Origin of the sequence: Nocardia jejuensis NBRC 103114 (genome assembly GCF_001613145.1) — a bacterium.
Classification (GTDB): Bacteria; Actinomycetota; Actinomycetes; order Mycobacteriales; family Mycobacteriaceae; genus Nocardia; species Nocardia jejuensis.
In genome coordinates this window covers 1-19310 of sequence record NZ_BDBU01000071.1, presented here as the reverse complement: position 1 = coordinate 19310, position 19310 = coordinate 1, and the positions used below count along the sequence as shown (strand labels likewise).

Annotated in this window: 18 protein-coding genes; 7 read left to right on the top strand and 11 right to left on the bottom strand. The window is 68.8% G+C overall.

All coding sequences use genetic code 11. The annotated features are described in order from the left end of the window. Nucleotides 1-20: 20 nt before the first annotated feature. On the bottom strand, nt 21-1052 hold the full coding sequence (locus NJ1_RS36185; protein ID WP_067704347.1) for a beta-ketoacyl-ACP synthase III: 1032 nt from the start codon (nt 1050-1052) through the stop codon (nt 21-23). A gap of 283 nt (nt 1053-1335) precedes the next feature. Here NJ1_RS36185 and NJ1_RS36180 point away from each other — a divergent pair, with 283 nt between their 5' ends. Then, nucleotides 1336-2052, top strand: coding sequence for a phosphatidylserine decarboxylase (locus NJ1_RS36180; protein WP_067704398.1), 717 nt, complete (start codon nt 1336-1338; stop codon nt 2050-2052). Next, entirely contained in the window at nt 2052-2939 is an 888-nt protein-coding gene (gene pssA / locus NJ1_RS36175) for a CDP-diacylglycerol--serine O-phosphatidyltransferase (protein ID WP_067704334.1), read from the top strand. Before NJ1_RS36180 ends, pssA begins: the two co-directional genes overlap by 1 nt. A gap of 99 nt (nt 2940-3038) precedes the next feature. Here pssA and NJ1_RS36170 read toward each other — a convergent pair whose 3' ends face one another. Both NJ1_RS36170 and sigJ read right to left on the bottom strand, forming a co-directional pair. Further along, nucleotides 3039-4427, bottom strand: a complete 1389-nt coding sequence (locus tag NJ1_RS36170) for an NAD(P)/FAD-dependent oxidoreductase (protein ID WP_067704331.1) — start codon at nt 4425-4427, stop codon at nt 3039-3041. A gap of 82 nt (nt 4428-4509) precedes the next feature. Beyond that, nucleotides 4510-5472 (bottom strand): RNA polymerase sigma factor SigJ, encoded by a 963-nt coding sequence (gene sigJ, locus NJ1_RS36165; RefSeq protein WP_339381291.1) that lies wholly within the window; start codon nt 5470-5472, stop codon nt 4510-4512. A 411-nt stretch (nt 5473-5883) separates the two neighbouring features. Here sigJ and NJ1_RS36160 point away from each other — a divergent pair, with 411 nt between their 5' ends. Both NJ1_RS36160 and NJ1_RS36155 read left to right on the top strand, forming a co-directional pair. Further along, entirely contained in the window at nt 5884-8097 is a 2214-nt protein-coding gene (locus NJ1_RS36160) for an AAA family ATPase (RefSeq protein ID WP_245717737.1), read from the top strand. 117 nt (nt 8098-8214) lie between these two features. Beyond that, on the top strand, nt 8215-9570 hold the full coding sequence (locus tag NJ1_RS36155) for a hypothetical protein (RefSeq protein WP_157574582.1): 1356 nt from the start codon (nt 8215-8217) through the stop codon (nt 9568-9570). Nucleotides 9571-9595: 25 nt separating this feature from the next. Here the strand turns inward: NJ1_RS36155 and NJ1_RS36150 are convergent, their stop codons facing one another. From NJ1_RS36150 to napA, 5 genes are all read right to left on the bottom strand, one after another. Then, nucleotides 9596-10951, bottom strand: coding sequence for a phosphatase PAP2 family protein (locus NJ1_RS36150; protein ID WP_339381290.1), 1356 nt, complete (start codon nt 10949-10951; stop codon nt 9596-9598). 168 nt (nt 10952-11119) lie between these two features. Next, on the bottom strand, nt 11120-12265 hold the full coding sequence (locus tag NJ1_RS36145; protein ID WP_067704325.1) for a glutamate--cysteine ligase: 1146 nt from the start codon (nt 12263-12265) through the stop codon (nt 11120-11122). Between the two features lie 13 nt (nt 12266-12278). Beyond that, nucleotides 12279-12962, bottom strand: a complete 684-nt coding sequence (sodC, locus tag NJ1_RS36140; RefSeq protein ID WP_067704322.1) for a superoxide dismutase[Cu-Zn] — start codon at nt 12960-12962, stop codon at nt 12279-12281. A 160-nt stretch (nt 12963-13122) separates the two neighbouring features. After that, a complete protein-coding gene (locus NJ1_RS36135) occupies nt 13123-13734 on the bottom strand; it encodes a LytR C-terminal domain-containing protein (protein ID WP_067704320.1) in 612 nt (203 codons plus the stop codon). A 55-nt stretch (nt 13735-13789) separates the two neighbouring features. After that, entirely contained in the window at nt 13790-14125 is a 336-nt protein-coding gene (gene napA, locus NJ1_RS36130; RefSeq protein ID WP_067704318.1) for a nucleoid-associated protein NapA, read from the bottom strand. A gap of 274 nt (nt 14126-14399) precedes the next feature. Here napA and NJ1_RS36125 point away from each other — a divergent pair, with 274 nt between their 5' ends. From NJ1_RS36125 to NJ1_RS36115, 3 genes are all read left to right on the top strand, one after another. After that, the gene (locus tag NJ1_RS36125; protein WP_067704316.1) at nt 14400-14990 is read left to right on the top strand and encodes a peptide deformylase; all 591 of its coding nucleotides are present in this window, start codon (nt 14400-14402) and stop codon (nt 14988-14990) included. Nucleotides 14991-15002: 12 nt separating this feature from the next. Continuing rightward, nucleotides 15003-15956, top strand: coding sequence for an N-acetylglutamate synthase, CG3035 family (locus tag NJ1_RS36120; protein WP_067704313.1), 954 nt, complete (start codon nt 15003-15005; stop codon nt 15954-15956). Nucleotides 15957-16055: 99 nt separating this feature from the next. Then, nucleotides 16056-16880 carry an exodeoxyribonuclease III gene (locus NJ1_RS36115; protein WP_067704311.1) on the top strand — a complete coding sequence of 275 codons (825 nt, stop codon included), beginning with the start codon at nt 16056-16058 and terminating at the stop codon, nt 16878-16880. Nucleotides 16881-16916: 36 nt separating this feature from the next. Here NJ1_RS36115 and NJ1_RS36110 read toward each other — a convergent pair whose 3' ends face one another. The 3 genes from NJ1_RS36110 to NJ1_RS36100 all read right to left on the bottom strand — a co-directional run. Continuing rightward, nucleotides 16917-17864 carry an SGNH/GDSL hydrolase family protein gene (locus NJ1_RS36110; protein WP_067704308.1) on the bottom strand — a complete coding sequence of 316 codons (948 nt, stop codon included), beginning with the start codon at nt 17862-17864 and terminating at the stop codon, nt 16917-16919. A 92-nt stretch (nt 17865-17956) separates the two neighbouring features. Continuing rightward, entirely contained in the window at nt 17957-18595 is a 639-nt protein-coding gene (locus NJ1_RS36105; protein WP_067704305.1) for a hypothetical protein, read from the bottom strand. A gap of 235 nt (nt 18596-18830) precedes the next feature. After that, nucleotides 18831-19310, bottom strand: a 480-nt coding sequence (locus tag NJ1_RS36100) for an acyl-CoA dehydrogenase C-terminal domain-containing protein (protein WP_169813251.1), incomplete at its 5' end; no start/stop codon positions are given.

Sequence of the window (19310 nt, the reverse complement as noted above, 5' to 3'; positions counted from 1 at the left end):
GCGCGCGGGCGCAGGCGGCACTACTGCTTGAAATTCGGCAGGGTCACGACCTGCGCCGCGTAGGACAGTCCCGCGCCGAAGGCGATGAGCAACGCGGTGCCGCCGGGTTTGGCGTCACCCTTGCGCATCATGGCCTCCATGGCCAGCGGCACCGAGGCGGCCGAGGTGTTGCCGGTCTCCTCGATGTCGTTGGCGAGCGCGCAGCGTTCGGGGAGCTTCAGCACGCGGGCCATGATCTCGATGATCCGGCCGTTGGCCTGATGCGGGACCATGGCGTCCAGATCGTCGGTGGTGAGCCCGGCGCGCTCGATCGCCTGGCGGCACACCTTCTCCAACGAGTGTGCGGCCCAGCGGAATACGGCCGTGCCCTCCATCGTGAGGTAGGGCCGGACCGCGGCCGTGCCCTTCTCGTCGATCTCGGCGAAGAACTGCATCCAGTCCTTGTCCTGGCGGATGGCGTGGTGCTGGGTGCCGTCCGAACCCCACACCGTGGGACCGACGCCCGGCTCCTCCGACGGGCCGACCACCACCGCGCCCGCGCCGTCGGCGAACAGGAACGCGGTGCTGCGGTCCTTGGGATCGATCGTGTCGGTGAGGCGCTCGACGCCGATCACCAGCACGTGCCGGGCGGTGCCGCCCTTCACCAGATCCGAGGCCACCGCCAGCGCGTGACAGAAACCGGCGCATCCGGCGGAGATGTCGAAGGCGGCGACGCCGTTGAGACCCAGCTCGGTCGCGATCTGCGGTGCGGCGGCCGGAGTCAGCAGCAACCAGGTCGAGGTCGCCACGATGACGCAGTCGATCTGATTCGCCTCGATCTCGGCGGACTCGATGGCGTCGCGGGCAGCCGCGGCGCTCATGCTGATGATCGTCTCGTCCTCGGAGGCGAAACGGCGTGTTCGGATCCCGGAGCGGGTACGAATCCATTCGTCGCTGGACTCGATGGGCCCCGCGACCTCATCGTTGGTTACGACCCGTGCGGGGCGATATACGCCGAGTCCGAGCATGGTCGTGTGCTCTGCCCCGCTGATCGAGGCAATTCGAGCAGACATGGTTTTCTCCTATGTACTGCGCTTCGAACGTGACCTTCATCCGGGTTCCCCACCCATCGCCGCCGTGTCCCGCCTGATGTAGTACTTCAGACATCTCAGACATGAGGCTCCCTCATATTAATCGCAACAGCCTCTCACGCGTGTGCCAATCCTCACAATCGAGGGGGATTGCCGGGCCGGTCACGACCGCGTAGCAGACCGACGACGCGAGCGCTGCGCCACGTTCCCGTATCGTGTGATCGCGGTCGAAAACCGCACCTACCCGCGCATGAAAGAGGAGCTTGTGGCCCGCCGTCCCACCCCGCCCGGCACTCCCGAACAAACCGGACTCGGCCACGTCGCCGATCTGGTTCGCTCCGCCATCCCGCCGCTGCACCCGGCCGGCCTGCCCTTCGTGGCTGCGCCGCTGGCCGTCGCAGCGCTGGGCTACCGGCACAAGTGGGTGCGTCGCACGGGGCTGTTCGCGGCCGCTGCCTGCGCCACCTTCTTCCGGCACCCGAATCGCGTGCCGCCGAACCGCCCCGGCGTGGTCGTCGCCCCCGCCGACGGCGAGGTCGCACTCGTGGACACCGCGGTGCCGCCCGCCGAACTCGGGCTCGGCGATCAGCCGCTGCCCCGGGTGAGCATCTTCCTGACGGTGCTGGACGTGCACGTGCAGCGCACGCCGGTCAGCGGGATCGTTTCGAGCGTCGTCTACAAGAAGGGCGAGTTCCTCTCCGCGGACCTGCCCGAGGCCAGCGACGCCAACGAGCGCAACAGCATGGTCATCGAGACCGAAACCGGTAAGCGCCTGGTGGTCGTGCAGATCGCCGGCCTGCTGGCCCGCCGCATCATCTGCGAGGCCAAGGTCGGTGACAAGATCTCGATCGGCGAGACCTACGGTCTCATCCGGTTCGGCTCCCGCGTGGACACCTACTTCCCGATCGGCACCACACTGCTCGTCGTGCCCGGGCAGCGGACCATCGGAGCGGAAACGGTACTGGCCGAACTGGATTCGTGATGGAACAACTCGCGCCCGCACCCGTGGTGCGGCGGCGGAATCGCACGGTCCGGCTGCTGCCGAGCATGGTCACGATCCTCGGGCTCTGCTCGGGGCTCTCGGCGATCAAGTTCGCCATGCAGGGGCAGCTCGCGATCGCGCTGGCACTGGTCGGCGCGGCGGCCATCTTCGACATGCTCGACGGCCGCATCGCCCGCATGCTGGACGCGACGAGCAAGATGGGCGCGGAACTCGATTCCCTGTCCGACGCCATCGCTTTCGGCGTCGCGCCCGCGCTCGTGCTGTACGTGACCTTCCTGCACTCGGACAGCGTCGGCTGGATTCTGGCGCTCATGTTCGCGGTCTGCATGGTGCTGCGTCTGGCCCGTTTCAACACGCTCATGGACGACGACAACGTGCCCGATTGGCAGCGTGAGTATTTCGTGGGCGTTCCGGCGCCCGCGGGTGCGCTCATCGTGCTGCTGCCGATCGCGTTGTCGGAGCAGTTCGGCGACGGCTGGTGGGTCAGTTTCCCGATGGTCGCGGTGTGGACGGTGTTCACCGGACTGCTGTGTGTGAGCACGGTGCCGACGCTGGCCATCAAGTCCGTCTCGGTGGCCCCGCGCACCGCGCCCATTCTGCTGGTGCTGGTCGCGCTGGCCGCGGCCCTGCTGGTCACCTACCCGCTGGTCCTGATGATCGCGCTGGTGGTGCTGTACCTCGGGCACATTCCGTTCGCGGTGCACTCGGCCCGCTGGGTCGCCGCCCGCCCGGAGACCTGGGATCACAAGCCCGCCGAGCGCCGGGCACAGCGCCGGGCGCAGCGTCGCCGCCCGCTCAGCCGGGTGCCCCGGGTGTCGGTGTCCACCGCACGGCTGCGGCTGCGTCGCCCGAGCGGCAAGCTGTAGATCGCCCCGGCCGCACGCACACGTCCCCCACCGCGGATCGCGGTGGGGGACGCGGTTTTTCGGTGGCCGACGAGCGTCGAGCAGCTGTGACCCGACGGGTCACCGAGCCGCGAGATCGTTCCGCGCGGCCTCGGTCGCGGTGTGCTCCACCACGGGTTCACGCCGTGCGACGCCGTCCACGACGATGCGGCGGCGACGGCTCGGCACCCCCAGGGTGGGGTTGCGCACGCTCCAGGCCGCACCCGAGCAGATGAGTTCCTTGACCCACGCGCCGAATCGGCCGGTGAGCACGCTCGAGGTGGGCCGATCCTCGGGCGTCACCTTCTGAAAGATGGCGTCGCGCCGGCCGAGGCTGATGCACTGGGCGCTGTAACCGATCGGGGCCTCGGGCACCTCACGGCCGGTCAAGCGGGCGACGAGGGCGTCGGCGGCCTGCCAGGCCATCGGGGAGGCGGTGGCACAGCCCATTCGGAGTGCGCGGTCGCCGATTCCGACCGCGTGCGCGGCGTCGCCGACGGCGTAGACGTCCGGGTGCGAGACCGAGCGCATGGTGCCGTCGACAACGATCCGGCCGTCCTCGGACACCCGCAGGGTGGTGGCGGCCGCGACCGGATGCACGGTGAAACCCGCGGCCCACACGATCAGTTCAGCGGGAATGATCGCCGCCGGAACGGCCGGAATCGTCACCGCCGGAACGGCCGGAATCGTCACCGCCGGAACGGCCGGAATCGTCCCCGCCGGGTCCGTGCCCGTCTCCCGGGCCGCGATGTGCGCCCCGTCCGCGGACACCCGCGTGATATCGGCGTGCTCGTGGACCGTGACGCCGAAACGGCCGAGGACACTGTGCAGGTGGCGCTGGGCCTTGTCGCTGAGCCAGTCGCCCACTCCGCCGCGCGCCGCCATCGCCACTCGCAGGTCCGGATGCGACTCGGCGATCTCGGTGGCGGCCTCGATGGCGGTCAGACCGCCACCGACGACCAATACGGTTCCGCCGGGGGCGATTTCACCCAGCCGCTCGCGCAGCCGCAGCGCGCTGCGCTTTCCGGCGATATCGCAGGCGTGTTCGGCGACACCGGGTACGCCCGCGTCGGTGGCGGTACTGCCCAGCGCGTAAATCAGTGTGTCGTAGACGATTTCGGCTGTTCGATAGCCGGTTCCGGTTGTGCCGTGGCCGGTTTCGGCGGGCTCCCGCTCGTCCGCCAGCTCCACGACCTTGCGGTCGGCGTCCACACGCAGAACACGCGCCGGCCGCACCGTCACGCCGGTGCCCGCGAAAATGTCGATCAGCCTGCGCTGCTTCACATTCTGTCCGGTGGCCAACTGGTGCATGCGCACGCGCTCGACGAAACAGGCGTCGGCGTTGACGAGCGTGATGTCCACATCGCCGGGGTGCAGGCGCTTGGCGAGGCGTCCGGCGGTGATGGCTCCGGCGTATCCGGCGCCCAGGACAACGATGCGATGCTTCGGAGTGTGGTCGCGGTGGTTCATGGTCTCGCTCCTGTCTCGGTGGGTTCGATACCTGAACCGGACAGCCGGGCGAAACCTGACAGTCAGCGCGCTGTGACCTGTGTCACCAGATCGTCATGAGGGGTTCGCCGTGCTCGGCGGCGGCCCACGCCCGCGTGATCCGCCCCAGTTTCGCGGGATTGGCCTGGCCGTGCACGGCCTCGATGCCGTCGGCGGTCACCTTCAGGCAGGCGACCGCGACGACTCGTCCGTCGAGCACGAGCACCACGGCGGGATCGTCGTTGACGATCGCGGCGAAAACGGCCGGACTGCCGCCGAAGAGCTCCCGCTTGCGCGCGTCGGGTGCGAGGCGGCCGTGCAGGAACCTCGCCGCCCGCAGCGCGCCCGCGACCGGGTCGGGGAGGGTTCGGATCCAGTCGCCGCCGTCTCCGGCGGTGATCGAGTCGTCGGTCAGCAGTTCGACCAGTGTGCCGGTCTCGCCGCTGACGGCGGCGGCGAGGAATTGCTCGACCAGCCTGCGGGCGGCGACCTCGTCGATCTCACGGCGCGCCCGTCCCCCGGCCAGATGCTGTTTGGCGCGCCGGTAGATCTGCTGGCAGTTGACGTCGGTGGTGTCGAGGATCTCGGCGATCTCCCCGTGCGAGTAACCGAAGGCCTCGCGCAGCACGTACACCACGCGCTCGTTCGGGGTCAGCCGTTCCATCAGGGTCAGCATCGCGAAGGAGACCGATTCGCGCTGTTCGACGGTCTCGGCCGGGCCGAGCATCCGATCCCCGGCCAGCACCGGCTCCGGAAGCCACTGCCCCACATAGGTTTCCCGCCGGGACCGCGCGGAGGTCAGCTGATTGAGGCAGAGATTGGTCAGCACCTTGGTCAGCCATGCCTCGGGCGTCTGGATGCGCTCGCGGTCGGTGGCGTGCCAGCGCAGGAACGCCTCCTGCACCGCGTCCTCGGCGTCCCCGGCCGAGCCGAGCAGCCGATAGGCGATCGCCTCCAACCGCCCGCGGAAGCCCTCGAACAGATCCGCCTCGTGCACACTGACCGACATCTCCCCATAGTCGGCCATTGCCCCGAATCGTTGCCACCCGGCCGGGCACAGGCTTCACCAGAGGTGGCCCGGCACGCGCAGGTTGCTGGATCAGTCACCCGACGCCGGGCAAGCAGACGCTCGGGCAACGGCTTGCACACCAGACGGACCGTTCACCGCACCGAGGCCCGTCGACCGGCGCAACTCCGCCGCAGACGCGGGCGACCGTTTCCCACACAGTTTCGCCGCGGTGCCCGAGCACACGGCCGAAGCCCACGGCGCGGGAGCAGACAGCCGCCGTCGCCGAGCGTATCCCCGACGCTGGAACCGCATGCGGTGCACACACGCACGCGCCGCATCTCACGCAATAGCCGCCGGGGCTCCGGCCCAGGGGGTGCGAAGGTGCGTGAGCGGGCGTGGGGTGCGAGCGGGACAGGCAGAATGGGGTGCGTGCCGGAACTCGCGCTTACCGCTCGACTCAACAGCTCCGCCGCCGACGCCCGTCGCGGGCTGGTGCGGCTGCACCCGGAGGCACTGACCGCGCTGGGTTTACGCGAATGGGACGGGATCGCGCTCATCGGGTCGCGCCGGACCGCGGCGGTGGTGGCGATCGCCCCCGCGGGAACCCCCGCCGGAGTGGCGCTGCTCGACGACGTGACGCTGTCCAACGCGGGGGTTCGCGAGGATGCGACAGTGGTCGTCACCTCGGCGACCGTCTATGGGGCACGGCAACTTTCGGTGACCGGTTCGGCCCTGGCCACCAGCACGATTCCCGAGGCCACGCTGCGCCAGGCGCTGCTGGGCAAGGTGGTCACGGTCGGGGACACGGTGTCGCTGCTCCCCCGCGACCTCGGTCCCGGCACCAGCAATTCGGCTGCCACGCAGGCGCTTTCGCGCACCTTCGGCATCGCCTGGACCTCGGAGCTGCTCACCGTCACCGCGACCGATCCCGGGCCCGGACCGGTGAGCGTGCAGCCCAACAGCGCGGTGGTGTGGGGCCCGGGGGTGACAGCCGTCGACCGGACAAGTGGCCTGCCCGGCGACGAGGTGGTGCGGGTGCCCGAGCGCATTCGGCCGTCCTCGCCCGCGCCGGTGTCCGCGGTCGCGGTGGCCGATCTGGCGGGCGTGCAGGCCCAGGCCGCGAAGCTGAAGGAATGGCTGAACCTGGCCCTGGACGAGCCGGAATTGCTGCGCACCCTCGGCGCGAGTTCGCATTTGGGCGTACTCATCACCGGGCCCGCGGGCGTCGGCAAGGCGACCCTGGCACGGGCGGTGGCCGGTTCACGCCGGACGGTGGAGTTGGACGGCCCCACCGCCGGGGCCGCGGAGAGCGGTGCGCGGCTGCGGCAGGTCGGGGACGCGGTGGCCTCGCTCTGCTCGGGCGCGGGCGGCATCCTGATCATCACCGATATCGACGCGCTGCTGCCGATCGAGGCGGAGCCGGTGGCGACCCTCATCCTGGATCAGCTGCGGGCCGCGGTCACCTGCCCGGCGGTCGCCCTGCTGGTGACGACTTCCAATGCGGCAGGGGTGGATACGCGGTTGCGCGGACCGGACCTGTGCGATCGGGAGGTGTCGCTGCCGCTGCCCACCGCGGGTGTACGCGCCGCGCTCCTCGAGCAACTGCTGCGCAGGGCACCGACCGATGATCTGAAACTGGACGAGATCGCCGCGCGCACACCGGGATTCGTGGTGTCCGACCTGGCGGCCCTGGTCCGGGAGGCGGCGTTGCGGGCGGCGTCGCGGGCCAGCCGGGAGCACGGCGAGCCGGTCCTGCGGCAGGAGGATCTGGCGGGCGCGCTGTCGGTGATCCGGCCGCTGTCGCGCTCGGGTTCGGAGGAATTGGCCATCGGCAGCCTGACTCTCGACGATGTCGGCGACATGGTCGAGACCAAGCAGGCCCTCACCGAGGCGGTGCTGTGGCCGCTGCGGCATCCGGATTCGTTCGCGCGCCTGGGCATCGACCCACCGCGCGGCGTGCTGCTCTACGGCCCGCCCGGCTGCGGTAAGACCTTCCTGGTGCGCGCGCTGGCGAGTTCGGGCCAGTTGAGCGTGCAGGCGGTGAAGGGCGCCGAACTGATGGACAAGTGGGTCGGCTCCTCCGAACGGGCGGTGCGCGAACTGTTCCAGCGCGCCCGCGATTCGGCCCCGTCGCTGATCTTCCTCGACGAGGTGGACGCGCTGGCCCCGCGCCGCGGGCAGTCCAGCGATTCGGGCGTGACGGATCGGGTGGTGGCGGCACTGCTCACCGAATTGGACGGGGTGGAGCCGCTGCGCGATGTGGTGGTGGTCGCCGCGACCAACCGCCCGGATCTGATCGACCCGGCGCTGACCAGGCCGGGCCGCATCGAACGGCTGGTGTTCGTGCCGCCGCCGGATGCCGACGCCCGGGCCGAGATCCTGCGCACCGCGGCCAAACACGTGCCGCTGGCCGAGGATGTGCGGCTCCGGAAGCTGGCCGAGGAACTGGAGGGCTATTCGGCCGCGGACTGCGCAGCCCTGCTGCGCGAGGCGGCGATGACCGCCATGCGCCGCGACCTCGACACCGCCGATGTCACGGCGGCCGATGTGGCGGCGGCCCAGGCCACCGTGCGGCCGTCCCTCGATCCCGCACAGGTGCAATCGCTGCGCGGTTTCGCAGCCAAGCGCGCCGCGTCCAGCTGACCCGAGCAGGCACTGCTGGTCACACGACCGGCGCGCTATAACAGTTTCTTCTTAGCAAACTTTTCACATAGGCGAGTCTGACCGATACCACAGCGCGCCGCCGGTAGCTTCTCCCAGGTGAGATCGTATCGGGTAGCGCTGGAAACAGTCACGGCCCTGATAGCCACCACAGTTGCCGGATTGTCGCTGGCTCTGCCGATCGATTTCGGCTGGACGGCGCAGACCTCGGCGCTGCAGCTGGATCTGCTGGCGTACAGCCTGCCGCGCGCGGTCGCGGCCGGCGTCCTGGTCGCGATGATCGTCGCGGTCCTGGTGACCACGATGGGCAGCATCGTGGCGGCGTGGGGCACCGCGGCCGCCGGTCTCGTGGTGCTGCTGCTGAATCACTTCTTCGGGCACGCGTCCGATCCCACGTCCTCGCTGGCCACCCTGAATTTCATCGATTCGATCGCCGGCGGCATCGTGATGGGCGCGCTCGGCGCGGCGGTGCTGCACCATCGGCTGCCCGCGTTCGGCTGGACGCTCGGCGCATTGATCAGTCTGCTGCTCGGCTCGGTGAATCCGCTGCCGCGCGTCGGCGCGAACTCGCTGGACAGGGTGCTGCCCGAGCACTGGCAGGCGTCCAATACGCCGCCACTGTGGATGATCGAGGTCGCGCTGGCGCTGGTGGTCATCGGCCTGCTGGTCAACCGCAATCGCCCGGCCTCGCAGAAACCGTCGATCGAGCTGCCGCTCGCGCCCATCCTGGCGGGTGTGGTGCTGGTGCTGGTCACCCTGGTCAGCGCGGAATGGCTGGCGCGGCACGGTGGCAGCGCCGCCTCGGTCGGGCTCGCGGTGCTGTCCGCGATCGCCACCGGACTCATCGCCGCCATGCTGCTGCCGGGCCGCGACGGGGAACTGGTCCTGGTCGGCGTCGCGCTGGTCTCGGTGGGCTCGGCGACCATCGCGGCGGAGCTGCCGGCCTGGTCGATTCCACTGCTGGTGGCGGTGGGCGCGCTCGGCATGTGGTCCGGCAGCAATCGGCGCACGCCGATGCTGTGCCTGGCGCTGCTGGTGGTGCTGGGGATGCTGACGGCCTTCACCGAGGAGACCGACTGGGCGATCATCACGGTCGGCTCGACCGCCGCGCTGGCGTGGCTGTTCGGATTCGGCCTGACCGCCGCCACTCCCCGCTACGTGCCGAGCCGGGTGCTGGGCACCATGGTGATCTTCGTGCCGTCGGCGGCTCTCGGACTGCGCGATTACGTCTCGCGCGGGCACTACGCGCTACAGGGCACGGACAAGACCGTGTGCACGGTGACGCCGGAGAATTCCTCGGCCCCGGCCTGGGCCGCGGTCCTGATCGCGCTCGGCTGCGCGGGCGGTGTCGCGATGCTGCGCCACAGCAGGCCGGTCACGCCGCCCTCCGCGGCGGCGTCGGAGCACGACGAGGAATCGAGCGAATCCTCCACCCGCACAGCCCAGGACGAGTAGGCGGCCGGTTCAGGAGGCGGCCGGTTCAGGAGGCGACGGCGATCGCGGGCGCGGGTTCGGGCGTCACCGCGAACCAGGTCCGATAGAACGCCGTCACGTAGGCCGCGACCAGGCCGACGATCAGCATCCCCGCGGGCAGCGGATTCTCCGCGTAGGTCAGCGACAGGTACCGGTACGAGAGCAGCAGCCCGGCGAACAGCGCGAAGCCCGCCCCGACGAGTTGGATCCGGGCCCGGTCCCAGCCGCGCTCCGGAGCCCGCAGCGCGGATTCGACGGCCAGGCACAGCACCGCTCCGGCCAGCAGATCCGCACCGTAGTGGTAGCCGAAGCCGAGGGTCGCGGACACGGTGGCCACCAGCCAGAACGTGCCGCCCCAGCGCAGCCAGCGCGGTGCGAGCGCACCGGTGACGACATCGCGGCGCGAGTGCACGAAAAGCGACAGCGCCCAGGCGGTGTGCAGGGACGGCATGCAGTTGCGCGGGGTCATCCGGTCGAACGGGAGCGCGCCGGGCGTGAGATCGATGGGCGGCACCAGGTTCGGCCAGTAGTCGCCGAGGGAGAACGCGTGCCCGTCCGCGCCGAACGCGAAGATCGGTCCGACGACCGGGAAGACGATGTAGACGATCGGCCCGATCAGTCCGATGGTGAGGAAGGTGCGCACCAGATAGTGCCCGGGCCACTCCCCCGTCTTCACGACATTGCGCAGCTGCCAGACGGTCACGATCATCGCGCCCAGCGGCAGTTCGATGTACACCCAGTGCAGGATGAAGGTCGGGATCGAGCCCGCCCATTCGAGCAGCTGCCCCATCAGCCAGGACGGGTCGCCCAGGGCGTGGTCCACCAGCACGACGTGCTCGTCCAGGACCTTGGGCCCGGCGAGCATGGTGATGAACAGCCAGACGTCGGCGACCTTGTTGGACAGCACCAGCAGGATGCCGAGCGCGGCGGCGTGCAGGGCGTTCCGGCGTTCGGCCCCTTGCCCTTTGCGCAGCGCGAGAACGACGATGGCCGCGAGCACCATGACCGGACCGTTGCCCATGGCGAGCGGTCCGCCGAACAGCGATCGCACCGATTGGTACGCGAGGTCGATGCCCAGCGCCGCCCCGAAGGCGATGGCCCGGTTCCGCCAGGACAGGCCGATGAGCGCGAGCCCGAGTCCGGCCCACGGCACGGTGAACGATTTCGGATTGCCGGTGAGGTCGGCCCACACGCTCTCGAGGGGACCGAGGAAGCCGTTGTGGGAGGCGAGCAGCTGCAGCCCGATCAGCAGCACCGGAACGGCGGCGAGCACGACCGTCAGCCGGATGCGCCTCGAGGGGATCCACATCCGGTTGCGGGGTACCTCACCGCCCAGTTCGGAACGCGGACCGTCGAGCAACACTCAGACATAGTAAACGTCGCATGAACGCAAGCCCCGTGGGTATTGAACACCGCCTCCGCGTTCGGATGAACAAGCCCCGTTCGGCCCGATATCGCTCCTGGCCACCCCGTGCGACATACGCGGACGGGGTATCGAAGATCACACCCGCCGAGTGGCGGGAAACGCTCTTTACTGCCTGAGTTCCCGAACGATCGAATCGACCACCGCGACGAGGTCGCCCTGCGCGGCCGCGGCCACCCGGCGCTGGCGCTGGTAGGACGCACCACGCTTGGGAATGTCCGCCACCATGGCCAGTTCGTTCTCGCAGCCGAGGCTCTTGGCGGTGGGTTCGAGCCGGTTGAGCAGGTCCATCAGATCGTCGGTGATGAGCCGCTCGTTGCTCGCGGCGTCGGTGATGATGATGGCGTCCAGGCCGTAACGCGCTGCGCGCCACTTGTTTTCCTGCACATGCCAGGGCGGGATGGTGGGCATGGTCTCACCGGATTCGACCCGGCGGTCGATCTCGACGATGAGGCAGTGGATCAGCGCCACCAGCGCCGTGAGCTCGGCCCGGGTCGGGGTGCCATCGCAGATGCGGACCTCGATGGTGCCCCATTTGGGAGCCGGCCGGATGTCCCAGTGCATGCCGCCGAGTTGTTCGAACACACCGGTTTTGATCTGGTCGTGCGCGAAAGCCTCGAACTGGTTCCAGTTTTCGAACTGGAAGGGCAGTCCGGCGGTGGGGAGTTGCTGGAACATCAGCGCGCGGTTGCTGGCGTATCCGGTGTCCACGCCGGCCCACATCGGGGAGGAGGCAGAGAGCGCGAGCAGATGCGGATACGACAGCAGCAGCGTGTTGAGGATCGGGAAGACCTTCTCCGGATGCGAGACCCCGACGTGCACGTGCACGCCCCAGATCAGCATCTGCCGACCCCACCACTGGGTGCGCTCGATGAGCTCGTCGTAATGGGCGCTGCGCGTGAGCAACTGGGTCGACCACTGCGCGAAGGGATGGGTTCCGGCGCAGTACACGTCGACCCCGAGCGGATCCGCCGCCTTGCGGACCGCGTCCTGGGCCATGCGCAGCTCGTCCACCACCTCGCCGACGGTGTCGTGCTTGCCGGAAACCAGCTCTACGGTGTTACGCAGCAGCTCCTTGGTGATGAGGGGTCGGCCCTCGGTGGATTGCAGATCACCGCATGCCTCGAAAACCGCTGCGGCCGTGTTGGAAAGGTCGCGCGTCTGCTTGTCGACGAGCGCGACCTCCCATTCCACGCCGAGCGTGGGTCGAGGCGAGCTGTTGAAGTGGACCTTCGAGATGCCTGCCCCGGCCATGGTTCACCTTGCGTTAGGAGACGACGCCGCAGGCGACCCGGGCACCCGCGTCACCGGTCGCCAGCGTTTCGGCGTCGGGACCGGGCGCACCACCGGGCTGCGCGTAGCGGCTGGGGATGTTTCCGAAGTTGTCCGCGCCCGCGTGGATCATCAGGGCCTTGCCCTTGACTTCCTCGAGGGTGACGGCGTCGGTGGTGGTGGTCAGCTTGGCGCTGCCGTCCTTGCGGACCTCGAGCGAGCTGAGGTCGCCGCTGGCGGGGTGCGCGTTCTGGTCGCCGGCCTGGAAGTGGCCACCGGCGGACAGGAAGTCACCGGCCGGGCCACCGGTCGGGGCGGTCGAGTTGGCCTCGCACTTGCCGAACTGGTGCAGGTGCAGGCCGTGGAAGCCGGGCTTGAGGCCGTGGGCTTCGATGATCACCTCGAGGTGGCCGTCTTTGTTGGTGAAGGTGGCGGAGCCGACGCTGGCGCCGTTGGAGTCCTTCAGCTGCGCGCTGACGGAGTCACGAGGCTCGCTGGTGTTGCCGAGGCCCTCGTTGGTGCCCGCCGGTGCGGAGGCACTGGTGAAGACCGGCGGGGTCGTTCCCTTGACATCGCTCGACTCCTGGCTGTTGGAGCAGCCTGCGAGGCCGAGGACCGCGACCGCGAGCACCGGGGTCACTGTCCACCAGGACGGGCGACGAGTTGTGGACGGGGCCATTCGGGGAACTCCTTTACGAGTACCAAGTTTAGGGAACGCTAGGTGGACACGATTGCTACTCGGACAAGATGATGCCAGAGCCGTGATCTCCCTCAGTGGAGGGGCCATCGGGGTGTTCCGTCGCCCCCGATCACCACAGGGTTGCCTGCGATGATGCTGCTCAATTACCCGTGACGATGACGATTACACCCGGCGGGTTGTCGGCGATTCCGGGGAAGCGTGGTTCGGCGTTCGCGCCGAGCTCCTTGGCGATGGCGACGGCCGCGGCCTGCTCGCCGGCCGAACCTCCGTAGTACACAGTGGTTTTCGGGATGACGCCGTTGGCGTAGTTGCCGGTCTCGGTGACATTCCAGCCGCTGGCGGTGAGCTGCCCGCCGGTCTGCGCGGCCAGGCCCGCGATGACGCCGTTGTTGTAAACCCTTACGGGAACGGACTTGTCGGCGCCCGCGGGTGCGGTGGTCGGCGGCGGAGTCGTGGTCACCGGTGGTGTGGTGGTGGTCACGGGCGGCGTGGTGCTCGCCGGCGGGGTCGTCGCGGGCGCGGTCGTCCCGGGTAGCGAGTTCAGCGGCGGCTGACCCGTGAGCGACGGCGCCACCACGGCGGTCGACGCGACGGTCGTGGTCGACGAACTCGAATCGGCACTGGCGTCCGAGGAGTCGGAACTCGACAGGGACATCGCGCCGAGGCCGGCGAACACGATGGCGAGGGAGATCAGCACCATGGCCAGGGCCCGCAGTGGAGGACCACCGGACGGCGTACTCGGGTTGCTCACGGCATCGAGCCTAATCGTTGCGCGGATACGTGCACGGGATCACCGGGGACGTGCGTCACACCTGGAATCCGAGACGGCGTGCGGCCCTGCTCTTCTGGCGGCTCGCGCGCAGGCGGCGCAGGCGCTTGACGAGCATCGGATCGGCGGCGAGGGCTTCGGGCTTGTCGACGACGGCGTTCAGCACCTGGTAGTAGCGGGTGGGCGAGAGGTCGAACAGCTCACGGATGGCTTCCTCTTTGGCGCCGGCGTACTTCCACCATTTGCGCTCGAAATCGAGAATGTCCAGTTCACGCCGGGAAAGACCGTGCGCGCCGTCCTCGCCCGAGGCGGGACCGTTCTCACTCGCGGCTGCACCACCCTCGTTGAACTCCCGTGCCGCTGCGCTGTCCATACTGCTCCCTCGCCGAGTGACCACCAGACGAATATGGTGCTTGTGCGTCGCCGATCATTCAACCACGCGCCGCCGACTTCGGAACGCGTACCTTCCGGCGTGTTTCGGCAAAAAAACACCGGCGTGTCGCTATCTTTCACCACCCCGGTTCGCGGCCCGCTCCGATTCCGGACCAGCGAATCGGGAGGCGCCGAGGAGGGAGGAATCGGGTCCCGCAGAGCCGCGAACCCGCCGCGGCGAAGCGAAGGCAAATAGACACAGTAGGCTGCTCAGCATGGCTATTCTCCCGATCGTCATCGTCGGCGACCCGGTTCTGCACACCCCGACCGAAAAGGTCACGCAGACACCCGCGGAACTGGCCGATCTGATCGCGGACATGTACGAAACCCTCGATGCCGCCAACGGTGTGGGCTTGGCCGCGAACCAGGTCGGTGTCGGACTGCGACTCTTCATCTACGACTGCCCGGACGAGACCCCCGACGGGTCCATGGTCCGGCGGCGCGGCGCGGTGATCAATCCGGTCCTCGAGACCTCCAAGATCCCGGAGACGATGCCGGATCCGGACGACGACGAAGAGGGCTGCCTGTCGGTTCCCGGCGAGCAGTACCCCACCGGTCGCGCGGAGTGGGCCCGGGTCACCGGCACCGACGAACACGGCGAACCGGTCGAGATCGAGGGCGAGGGCTTCTTCGCCCGCATGCTGCAGCACGAGGTCGGCCACCTCGACGGCTTCCTCTATGTGGATGTGCTGGTGGGCCGCAATGCCCGCGCCGCCAAGAAGGCGATCAAGCGCAACGGCTGGGGCACACCGGGTTTGAGCTGGATCCCGGGCACGGTCCCGGATCCGTTCGGGCACGACGACTGATTCCGTCCGGCTATGAATCCGGAGTCCGGCCTGCCGCCGATCGGCAAGCGGGTGGTGGTGCGCTACCGCCTGCCCGAAGGTTATCCACAACCGCTCACAGATGTGATCGGCGAACTCGTCGACCACGATCCGATGACCGTGCGCACCGCCGACGGTCAGGTGATCTCCATCGCCCGGGATCGGGTGGTGGCCTGGAAAGCTCTGGGCCCCAGGCCGATTCGCACCAGCGAGATCCGCGCACTGGAGGCCGCGGCGGCCGACGGCTGGCCCGGGGTGCGGCGCGCCTGGATCGACGGCTGGCTGCTGCGTGCCGGCGAGGGCTACACCGCGCGGGCGAATTCGGCGGTGCCGCTGGGCGGTTCGGAGGGTCCGGCCGCGGTGAATTCCGGAACGCTGCAGCGCATCGGCGAGTGGTACACCGCACACGGCCTGCCGTTGCAACTGGTGCTGCCGGATCGGCTGGCCCCGGTGCCGGCCGGGTGGCGAACCTGGAGCGAGACCCTGGTGCTCGCGGTCGACATCGAGACGATGGTGCTGCCGCAGGGACCCTCGATGGTGCGGATCTCCGCGGCTCCCGACGGCGCGTGGCTCTCGATGCACCGTCATCGCGGCGGCGACGCCGAGGTGGCCGCCGCACCGGTGGCGGACGTGCTGACCGCGGTGCGCGAGGGTGAAGTCGGCTTCGCCGCACTCGGTTTGCCCTCCCCCATCGCGATCGGCCGGGCCGCGGTGACCGTGGCGCCGGATGCGCGGCACTGGGTAGGTTTGACGTGTGTGGCCGTGACCGCCGAGCATCGGCGGCGTGGGCTGGGCGCGCTGGTCTGCGGGGAGATGATCCGCTGGGGCAGAGCGCGCGGGGCCACCCACGCCTATGTCCAGGTGGCCGCGGACAACGAGGTGGCGCTGGCGATGTACCGGGAACTCGGCTTCGTGGAGCATCACGCCTACCGGTACGCCGCGCCCTGAGACGGCACCCCCGGACAGCACACCCCGGACAGCGCCCCGAGACAGCTCGGGCGCCCACTCGACCACGGCTCGAACACACACCCGCTGAAAGGTTTTCCCGTGCGGCTCGCGACCTGGAACGTCAATTCGATTCGCTCCCGGCAGGATCGGGTGCTCTCCTGGCTGGATCGGCACGATATCGACGTGCTGGCCATGCAGGAGACCAAGTGCAAGGACGAGCAGTTCCCGTTCGAGGCCTTCGAGGCCGCCGGGTACGAGGTCGCCCACATGGGGTTCAGCCAGTGGAACGGGGTGGCCATCGCGTCGCGAACCGGCCTGGCGGATGTGGAGATCGGCTTCCCGGATCAGCCGGGCTTCGACAAGGACGCCGGTGAATCGCTGCTGAGCGCGCCCGTGGTGGAGGCCCGCGCGATCGGCGCGACCTGCGGCGGGGTGCGGGTGTGGAGCCTGTACGTGCCGAACGGCCGCGCGCTGGATGATCCGCACTACACCTACAAGCTGGAGTGGCTCGAAGCGCTGCGCACCGCCGGTGCGAAGTGGCTGGCCGAGGATCCGGCGGCGCAGATCGCGCTGGTGGGTGACTGGAACATCGCGCCGACCGACGCGGACGTCTGGTCCCCGGAGTTCTTCGAGGGCAAGACCCACACCTCGGCGAAGGAGCGCGCGGCGTTCGAGGCGTTCGGCGAGACCGGTTTCGCCGATGTGATGCGACCGCTGCATCCGGGTCCCGGCGTCTATACCTATTGGGATTACACCCAGCTGCGCTTCCCTCGAAAAGAGGGCATGCGCATCGATTTCATCCTCGGCTCCCCCGCGCTGGCGGCGCGGGTGAGCGATGCGAACGTGGATCGCGAGGAGCGAAAGGGCAAGGGCGCCAGCGATCATGCGCCGGTGATCGCCGAGATCGAGTCCGCGGATCAGTGAGCTCGCGGGGAGCGTGATCGGCGGACTCGAACGGGTTCAGCGCACGTAGCGTTCGTAGAGCGCGTTCGCGACCACGGAGTCACCCGTGGGCGAGGGGTGGAACGGCAGGCCCTCGATATTGACGGTCGGATCGAACACCCCGTTCACCCACGGGTCCGCCGTGCAGAGCCCGTGCCCGGTGGTCAGGGCTCGGGCGTCGAGGAACTCCAGCTGCAGCTGCTGCGCGGCTTCGCGCTGGGCTCGGTCGATCCGGTCCAGGGTTTCGGAGATGCTGCGTCCGCGCGGCTGCACGAACGGCGCGACGCCGAAGAAGTCGAGGCAGACCGTCTCCTGCCCGGCCGGTACCAGTTCCGGGTATCCGACCAGCACGATGCGCGCGTTCGGCGCGTAGTACCTGATGTAGGTCACCGTGGAGCGGATCCGGGCGGCGTACGCGGCGCCGGAGATGCCGTGCGAGTCGATCGGCCGCGCCTGGTCCGCGTGCTGTGGGTCGCACCCGTCGGTGAGGTCGAACACGCACTGCTGCATGGCATTCCACAGCGAACTCTCGGAGCTGCCCCAGCGGTCGTTGAGACCGAACTGCAGTGTCACGAGTTTGGTGCTCGGCCCGAACGAGCCGGCCTTGCTGGCCAGCAGGGCCTCCATGGACAGCGTGTACCCCGGTCCGCTGTCGATCGAGGCTCCCGGGCAGGACGGGTTGGCGACCTGGTCGGTCCCGTTGATGCCCATGAGGGTGCTCAGCTGCGCCGGCCAGGAGGTCAGGCTCTGCATGCACCGTTTCTCGTCGGGCAGCAGATCCAGGGCGTTGGCCGTGAACGAGTCACCCAGCACCACCAGTTCCTTGCCCGCGGTGGCCGTGCCGGCACCTCCTGTGTCGGCTCCCGCCGTGCCCGCCCCGATCATGGCGGCCGAGACCGCCAACACCCCTCCGACCGCGGCCGCCGCGGCACGCCTGGCGAGAACGCCTGGGGTACGAACCTTCATCACACCTCGAATCCGAATTGAAGTGAAACCTGTTCACTTCAGCGGGAGTGTACAAGAGACAAACCCCTGTCAGATTCGATTCGACGAGCTCGCTAGGCGGGCCTCGTTTTGATGGCGTCGCGCGAGATGAAGACGTCGTAGGTGCCCGGCGTCGCGATGACCGCGTTGCCGTAGGCCGAGCGCACGAACGGCTTGGTGTACCAGCTCTCGCCCTTCATGTCGTCGAAGAAATCGCCGTCTCCGCCGTTGAGGAAGATGTGGTTCTGTTTGGTCGCGATGCCGTCCAGGCGCTGGCCGTAGATCCGGGTCACCTTGTAGCCGGAGCTGAAGCCCAGCGCGTTCACCCAGGGTTCCATCTCGACGATATTGGCCTGCAGCACCCACATATCGCCTTCGACTTGATATTTCAGGTGCTGCTCGTCGTGTTCCTTGTCCCCGAAGAGGGTCAGGTCCACATCCATCAGATGCTCCTGACCCGCGACCGGGGTGGCCACGATGTGCGCCGCCTTGATCTCACCGGTGAGTCCGAGGAACGTCTGCAGCAGCGTGGTGACCCAGAGGATCACCACGGCGGCGAGTATGAGCGTCATGGCGCCCGCGCCGCGACTCGCGAGCACCCTCCAACCGACCTTGCGCGCTCTGAAGAACGCGGTCACGAGCAGAGCGATGGCCGCGATCGCCATCACCGCCAGCAGGATCTGAATCCAGCCGAACGACACGGGGAAAACCATGCGGTAGTTGTACCCGGTACCGCGTGTTCGACACCGCAGGTCGCATACAGATCTGGCGTGTCACGTCGGCGAGCCGCCGGACACGCCGAAACGGACATACCCGCCAACATGATTCGCGCTCCCCGAACACGACTCCGGCACCGCACATTCGCGTGCGGTGCCGGAGTCCTACTGTCCTGCTACATGTTTGCTCCGAGTCGACTCCCGCGCGGTGCCGGGAGCCGGACCCCCGAACTCAGAACGCCGCTTCGTCCAGCTTCATGATGTCGTCGTCGAGGTTCTCCACCACGCTGCGCACACCGGTGATCAGCGGCAGCTTGTTCCTGGCGAACCAGGACGCGATGGCGACCTTGCCGAGGTAGAAGTTCTTGTCCTTGTCCGAGGCTCCGCCGTCGAGCGCGGCCTGCGCGATGGCCGCCTGCTCGAGCAGTCGCCACCCGATGACGAGATCGCCCACGGAGTACAGGAATCGGACCGAGCCGAGGCCGACCTTGTACAGCTCGTCCGGGTTGCTCTGCCCGGCCATCAGGTAGCCGGTCAGCGCCGCGGCCATGGCCTGCACATCCGCGAGGGCGGTGCCGAGCAGCGCGCGGTCGCCCTTGAACTGGTCGGGTCCGCCGTCGATGAACTGCTGCACCAGGCCCGCGACGTGCGCCAGCGCCACGCCCTTGTCGCGAATGATCTTGCGGAAGAAGAAGTCCTGCGCCTGGATGGC